Raw genomic sequence first — 6,725 nt, forward strand, 5'->3', positions numbered from 1 at the left:
GAAGAATAGAAATTACATTGCTGTTAACAATTAAAATTCTGTCAGTTTAATCAATATTCTGTAACTAATCTCGAATATTTGTACCTTGATCCGTCATGAGTACAAAGTTTCAAATTAATGATCCATCCCTGGAATCTCAATGGAGATCATTAATACTGTTCGGAAAGAATTCTGCTACTTATAAATTCGCCTTTGCAAAATCATTAATAACCCTAATTGGCAATCAAACTACATCTATTAGTTTAAGTGATTTAGCAGTACCTTTTGCAGGCAATATTATAGAGCACCTAAAATTTAATGACAAACAAGGTAGCTCACAGAGCAGTAAATTTTTAAATAGTTGTCGTGCTTTTATAAAAAATGAATTGAATCAAGATCAGCTTTACAGGGATACTGAAAAATTCGGCTTTGTAAACGTAATTGATGCATTTCAAAATGTTAATGGTGGCGCCATACCTAACCCATTTTATGAAAAGAACTTTGCCGTAGGCAAAAAGGAAATTATAATTACTGATAGTCTGCTCAAGCTATTCGATACCTTTCAGTTTAAGAATCTGGATCAAGAGGTTGAAGCAAGATGGAACCTGGTAGAAACTGCATGGAGTTTAAACATAAGTCCGAACATACTTGAAGTAAAATATGATGATGTTGAATCTTTGTTATTTGTACAGAACAATTTCATGAGAAGAGTGAACATTACTTCTGTACGAGACGCGCTTAATGGCTATCAAAAGGGCAAGTGTTTCTACTCCTTTCAGGACATTTCTATTTATAAAAATGATGAATTAAACATGTGCGCCATAGACCATTTTTTACCGCACCTCCATAAGCAATACCATCACAATGAAGGTGCAAATATAAATGGTGTTTGGAATCTAGTGCTATCGGATAAACAAATAAACAACAATAAGAGCGCTAGGATACCTGAAAAGAGATTTCTGGAGAGGCTTTTTAACCGGAATGAATTTTATATTGAAAGTAAGCACCCTTTGGCCGAAACCATCATCAACCAAACAGGATATACACGAGCGCAAAGAATAGCATTTTTAGAAAAACAGTATAACTTAGCGTCAGAATTGGCTATTCAAAAATGGCAACCTAAAATTGAACTAGCAGGAAGTTTTTAATGAAAGATTTTTTAGATATACCAAAGCACAAAACCATCTATAGTAACGATCACTTCTTTATAATTGAAGACGCCTTCCCTGTTTCCCCAGGCCATCTTTTGATTATTTCGAATGTTATTAGAGCAGATTTTTTCAGTTTGACAGTTGAGGAAAAACATAGCCTTGTTGATACAATTGAAAGTGCTAAATCTCTGGTATTAAAAAAACATAAGCCTGACGGCTTTAATATCGGAATGAATTGTGGCAAAGATGCAGGACAAACAGTTTTTCATTTTCACTGCCATTTGATACCAAGGTACAAGGGAGACATGGAAAACCCGCGTGGCGGAGTTAGGTATTGTATTCCGGAAAAAGGAAGTTACTAAGGATATCTAAAGCAAACACCTCCTATCACTAGATATTTCTGTCGAAATGACGCCAGTGTTCCACCCTAAAGTATAATCAGTTTTGACTGGCCCGAAATCACCGATGTATACAGGGGATTACTGCACAAAAACTTGCCATTTGGTTTCCTGATCAGATGGTATTAGATTTGAATTAAAATGAGCAAGGCGGTAACTCTAATGAATCACCGCCTTGACACAGTTTATTTTACATACCATGAATACTGTCTCTATTTTTTAAAAGTCCAGTCTCTAGCAACGGCCATTGCTTTTAATTTTTTTGCCTTGATCTTGGCTTGGGATTTATTCAAAGTAATAAAATCTATAAAAGAATGTCCGTCAAAAGGAAGATTATCCTCTGTTGCAGTTAAATCGATAGAAATACACTCTTCCACGGACACGGATACAACTCCTGCGGAGTCTAATTTCTCAATATAATGATCATGGGATTCCTCAGCACTAAATTTATCACCATTATAAACTGAAAGCTGATTGTTATCACTATCTTTTGGAACAAAAACTGAAGAAGCTATTTGTCCTACTGGTAAAGACCCAATCTCAAAAGCTTTTGAGGAAAACTTATTGTCTTGAACTAAACTAGGATGTACTTGTCTGTGAAGTATAGTAGAATCTTGCATATTTGAGAACATTAATTAGCTAAGGTATTTTGTGAGTTTATTCCACTCTGTTTTCTTGGTGAGATGGATTATCTCTTCGATAACATCATCACTATTGACATCAACAGACATAAATTCGGCATTAAAATCATCCAGATTAACCTCTAATGAAATTTCTTTGGTTCCTAAGGTCCATTCCAGCTGGATATTCCCTTCAAGTGTTGGAAATATTGTTGGTAAGGGCAAGCTTTCTGAAAATGATTCTTTGAATAGATTTTCAAATTTGATCAGGTTAGCTTCCTTAGGCGCTATTCCTTCATGATTATACCACCCGTCTTTAAGTTTACTCAACTCTGATAACCTCAAAGAAACATCTAATGGATCTAAAATATCCATTGTGGTAATAGAATTTATTTTAATTAACTTATCATTCCTATTATATAACCCTTCTCCTTCGATCGAGACATATGTATTGGAATAAAACTCTGTGAAAGTTGTAATAACCGTTTTAAAATTGGTATGATCCAATTTAGCTGTAATTCTTTGGCCATCTATAATTAGAGTGAAATTCTTATCAACTTTATTGATCGAGGTTATTAAAGCAGTTATAGCAAAGTTATCCGTGTAAGTGGAATCTGAACTGACGGAAAGCACGATTTTATTACGAGTGCTCTTATTAAGTTTCACCCCATTACTAGATGTTGATGGGTTTAGGTAAATTGATTCATCATCTTTAAGATTTCGGCCTATTCTATTAAAATATGTTAAATATTTAACAGGCAGGACACTTCTAATATCTTCACCCTTCTCTGCAGCAGCAACAACTGCAATAACTCTATTTTTGGCTTTTTCAAAATATGTATAGGCGTGAGAATCTTCGCCCAAGATTGGAGAAGTTAATAAACTTGTCGCAAGAAAAAAGTTTAAAATCGCACTTCCATCTTCAATTTTATCTAAATTTAAAGTAACTCCTTCTGTAAAACCTTTTGGAACACGTTTCCTTTTGGGATTGTCCTCTAAATAAATATTTTTCGCTAATTCAATAAGTAGTTCTTGGAGTGCAGCAAAATCCTGCAAAATATCAACAGGGACGGAATGATCGTCGAATCTTTTCCCTGTCAATCTAGGTGATAAAAAGTGTTTTGAATCCGACATACAATTGGTTGAGAGCGTTTAATTTGTTCAAATTAGATTTATCTTTCTATTCTTAAACAACGTCTAAGGTAAGCAATGGTTTGATTTCTCCAAATATTTTTCACTTATAAAAGTCAAGATTTAACATCTTTTAACATGGAATGACCTTCAAATCCCAATTCAGAGAGGTTAAAAATATTAAATTTTCCTATTCAGAATATCTAAATTGTAAACGAAAATTCGAAAAAAGCGTCATTGTTCCACGATTTCTGGCATTGATCCAATAATCGGTGGATCATTTGGTGAATGATTAATTTTAAAAAATTCAGTCGACCTATCTTTAGAGGAAATTTCGAAAATTTGGTATAACGCTAATAATGTGCACCTTTGAAATTATAGCACCTTTATGCTTTACAATGCAATTCTAAAATGAAACTCTCAAACCTCTATCCCCATCAGCAACAGGCCATAACTATTGTATTACAACAAATTAAAGAAGGGAACAAACGCATTTCAATAGCGATGCCAACCGGATCTGGAAAAACAGTTGTAAGCGGTTGTATTGTTAATGAGTGTTTAAACTCCGATGCAATTGATAAGACAGCACACATATTGTTAGTTACAATAAATAAGGAGATTCAACTTACTGTGTCGGAATCATTAAAACAATACGTAGGTTTAGAAATTAACACACATATCAAGTCAGAGGACAAGTCATTTAGAAGAGTCACTGTACTTTCATTGTTGACATTAACAAAACAGCAGACCATGGCTGAATTGGAGACTGTCGAGAAAAAAATTGGGTTAATATTATTCATTGGAGGCGACTTATCTACGGCCACTCTTAATGATTTACTAGATCTGTATCCTGAAGCCATTCAGCTTGCTATCACTGACAGACCACAAACGGATGAAAGATTTGGTAAGCCTGTATCAATTTATACCTTAAGGAATGCAATCGAAGATGCATTCCTTTTCACGCCTTACAAAGTCACTCATCTCACCCCTTTGTCAGAAGAATTACGTGAAGAACTCAGTAATACAAATCCCGAGATATCAGAAAAAAAGATTGTTTCTTCCCGGATCTACATAGAAGCGGCGGCAGTTCTATTATTAGCCAAGATAAATCAGGACAAGACAATCATTTACTGCCCGACTATAAATTTTGCTAAAAATCTTGCTGAAATACTGAATAATCAGATTGGCAATGGAACACATGCAGTAGCAATACATAATGGTATGGCAAATGACATTCGCAAGAATGTAATAAGCTCTTACAAAGAGCACACAGATGAGCCTTTCATTCTATGCATGGTATCTACAAATGTTACAGGAATCGATCTAGGTTGTACGAGATCTGTAGCCATTTTTCGAAAAACAGATAGTATTAATTTACTTCAGAATATGTTAACTCCCTGTTTAAGAACATACCCTGGGAAGATCGAATTAAACATATTGGATTTTATGGGTATGGAAAACCTATTCGATCTACTTGCTGAAGAAGAAGTAACTCCAGAAATACCTCCAATACCGATTTCTCCCACAGAAAAGTATTTCAAAAAGACCAATGTCTCTTTTCGCGACAAGAAGGATATTGAAGGGGTGCTTGGTGTAAATGATCTAGCTGAAGAACTTGCAGGAATTATCAATATGATGCCTCCAGAACAGGGCTCAATGATCGGAATATTCGGGAAATGGGGACGTGGAAAAACTTTTTTAATGGAACAAACCTGGACTAAACTTGCCAGGAACGACAAATTCATCAAAGTCGATTTCCATGCCTGGAAGTATCAAGATACACCTGCTACATGGGCTTACCTATATGAATGCATATCAGAAGTATATCTTAAACCAAAATACGATTGCTGGATTTCCACTTGGTGGGTTCAAGCAACAAGATTAATTAAACTAAACTTCAAAAGAAAAAGGTTATGGCCAATCCTTAAACTTTTAGCAATAATTTTTGCTGCTATATTGTGTTTTATATTGGGTAAAGAGCTTTTTAGCTTTATTGATGGCAAATTAAGATCAACATTTAATTTCTTCGGGGTTGCATTTATGAGTTCAACAACAGCATATGCACTCTATGTAACAATAAAGAAGGAATACAGCTCAAAGGCAAAAGATCTTTTTTTGAAATATACGACGAAACATTCTTACAAAGAGCACCTTGGTTTACAAGCTGAGATACAAAAAGAAACACTAATCTTGTTAAAAACATGGATTACAAAAAAAAATGTAAGGAATAAAAAAATAATTCTTTTTGTGGAGGATATTGATCGATGTAATGAATCCAAAATCATACAGATTATAGATTCTCTGCGTGTATTACTTGAAGATCCTGAGATTGCTGAAAGGCTAATCGTAGTCGCTGCAGTCGATGAAAGAATCCTGAAACTGGCCATTAAAATGAAGTACCATTCGTTGATTGGGCTCGATAAAAAAGAAGAAGAACATGCAAAGGCCTTAAGTAAAGTCACAGATGAATACATTGACAAGCTTTTTATTGCTGGGCTAAAACTCGGTGATTTGTCTACTTATGATTCTGATGAGTTCTTAATTGCTCTAACGCAGCCTGACCGCGAAAAGTTAGAAGTATCTGAATTAAATGAATTGCTAAGTCAGGAAACCAGACAAATCCATTCAAGACAGAGCCAACTAATTCAAGATGCTCTATTGGACTATCAAATTGAGCAATCTCAAATGCAAGATGACTATATAGATTATGAAGAGCCTGATTTTGCAACTGAATATTTGGAAAACTCCATATCCTTAGAAGAAACCGCTGTCATTCAAAACGAAGGTTCCACAGCTATCACGGATCCCATTAAAAGTTTAGCTAATGACGAAATCGATATTTTAAGGATTGCCATAACTAAATATCATGGAGCTACACCAAGGCAAATCAGGATTTTTTATTATCGCTACCTAATTGCAAAAAATCTGCTAATCAGACACTATAAAACTTTAAAGAGGACTAACGTATGGCAAAGCAAAGCCAATTGCAAAATATTGGCAACGCTAATTGTCATGTATACGTTAAATGAGGAAGACGACTTATTGAAGAAGCATTTAGACACAGCATTAAAAGGCACAAATGAATACCAGTCTATACAACTAATGTCAGAAACAATGGTTAGTGGTTTTGATTATAAAGAGTTGCTTAAAGTATTGACTGTAGTAATTGCTTATTAAAAAAAGTGAAGGCCATACAGACAGTGTACTAATTCAATATAAAGTCATCTCGAATTCCCAATAATTAAAATTAAATCTGTAAATTAGTGTCATAGCATTTGCAGCTATAAAAGAAATTAAGATCGGTGAGTTGGTGAAATGTACACGCAAACCTGTGAAATTCAAGATCCCAGAGTGGTAATACAGATTCCTTGGGTATGTAAAATAAACTGTGTCAAGGCGGTGATTCATTAGAGTTACTGCCTTGTTCATTTTAGTTCAAATCTAAT

The 6,725-nt window shown here is 34.6% G+C and carries 5 protein-coding genes; 3 read left to right on the forward strand and 2 right to left on the reverse strand.

What is annotated here, in order from left to right; translation table 11 throughout:
• Positions 1-95 precede the first annotated feature (95 nt).
• Both OQX61_RS20425 and OQX61_RS20430 read left to right on the forward strand, forming a co-directional pair.
• Positions 96-1,127, forward strand: coding sequence for an HNH endonuclease domain-containing protein (locus OQX61_RS20425; RefSeq protein WP_265843664.1), 1,032 nt, complete (start codon positions 96-98; stop codon positions 1,125-1,127).
• Positions 1,127-1,492, forward strand: coding sequence for an HIT family protein (locus tag OQX61_RS20430; protein WP_265843665.1), 366 nt, complete (start codon positions 1,127-1,129; stop codon positions 1,490-1,492). The genes OQX61_RS20425 and OQX61_RS20430 overlap by 1 nt, the downstream gene beginning before the upstream one ends.
• A 248-nt stretch (positions 1,493-1,740) precedes the next feature.
• Here the strand turns inward: OQX61_RS20430 and OQX61_RS20435 are convergent, their stop codons facing one another.
• Together OQX61_RS20435 and OQX61_RS20440 are read right to left on the reverse strand one after the other, a co-directional pair.
• Positions 1,741-2,148, reverse strand: coding sequence for a hypothetical protein (locus OQX61_RS20435; RefSeq protein ID WP_265843666.1), 408 nt, complete (start codon positions 2,146-2,148; stop codon positions 1,741-1,743).
• Positions 2,149-2,163: 15 nt separating this feature from the next.
• Positions 2,164-3,282, reverse strand: coding sequence for a hypothetical protein (locus OQX61_RS20440; protein WP_265843667.1), 1,119 nt, complete (start codon positions 3,280-3,282; stop codon positions 2,164-2,166).
• 408 nt (positions 3,283-3,690) lie between these two features.
• Here OQX61_RS20440 and OQX61_RS20445 point away from each other — a divergent pair, with 408 nt between their 5' ends.
• Positions 3,691-6,456 (forward strand): P-loop NTPase fold protein, encoded by a 2,766-nt coding sequence (locus OQX61_RS20445; protein ID WP_265843668.1) that lies wholly within the window; start codon positions 3,691-3,693, stop codon positions 6,454-6,456.
• Positions 6,457-6,725: the final 269 nt, after the last annotated feature.

It is taken from the genome of Pedobacter sp. PLR (genome assembly GCF_026239675.1).
Classification (GTDB): domain Bacteria; phylum Bacteroidota; class Bacteroidia; order Sphingobacteriales; family Sphingobacteriaceae; genus Pedobacter.